At 47.1% G+C, this 779-nt stretch carries 1 protein-coding gene; it reads left to right on the top strand.

What is annotated here, in order from left to right:
* Positions 1–779 (top strand): DUF7507 domain-containing protein (locus ACTJKC_RS25370; protein WP_440796459.1); only part of this gene is annotated, 779 nt, incomplete at both ends.

Raw genomic sequence — 779 nt, forward strand, 5'->3', positions numbered from 1 at the left:
TCAATCACTCCTGCAGGCATTGTCAGCTTATTACCAGGTGCAAGTGTAACCGTAACCGCTAAACACACCGTTACTTTAACCGAGGTGAATGCAGGTTCGTTTACCAACCAGGCTTCAGCAACTGCACAAACGCCGGGTGGTACAACAATCAGCAAACTATCTGATGATCCGAATACACCTGCTGCTGGTGATGCAACCATAACGGTAATTGCTCCGGCATCTACCATTACCCTGGTTAAAACGGGTACGCTAAGTGCAGATGGAAACAGCATCACCTATAACTTTACCATAAGGAATAGCGGAAATGTTACCCTGCACGTGGTAAACTTAGCGGATGCCAAACTTGGATTGAACAAAACCTATTCAGGCAATGTTACCCCGGGCGGTACCATTACCGATACCTATGTTTACCAGTTAACCCAGGCCGATAAAGATGCGGGCAGCGTAACCAACTCTGCTAATGTGAGCGCAAGGACACCGGCAAACCTTCCGGTAAGCGATGTTTCCGGTACAGCCGAGAATAATGATGCCCCAACGGTAACACAGGTTCCAAATGCCGGATCAATTGCCCTGGTTAAAACGTCGGTATTCAATGGCAATAAAGTAACCTATACCTTCACCATCAAGAATACAGGTTCTATTACTTTAAATACCATTACCTTATCTGATGCAAAACTGGGCTTAAACAATAAGGTGGTTACCGTCGCCGGCGGACTTGCCCCGGGTGCAACCACAACCGATGTGGAGGTGTACACCTTAACCCAGGCCGATAAAGATTT

Source organism: Pedobacter sp. 22226 (assembly GCF_052045455.1).
GTDB classification, from domain to species: Bacteria; Bacteroidota; Bacteroidia; order Sphingobacteriales; family Sphingobacteriaceae; genus Pedobacter; species Pedobacter jeongneungensis.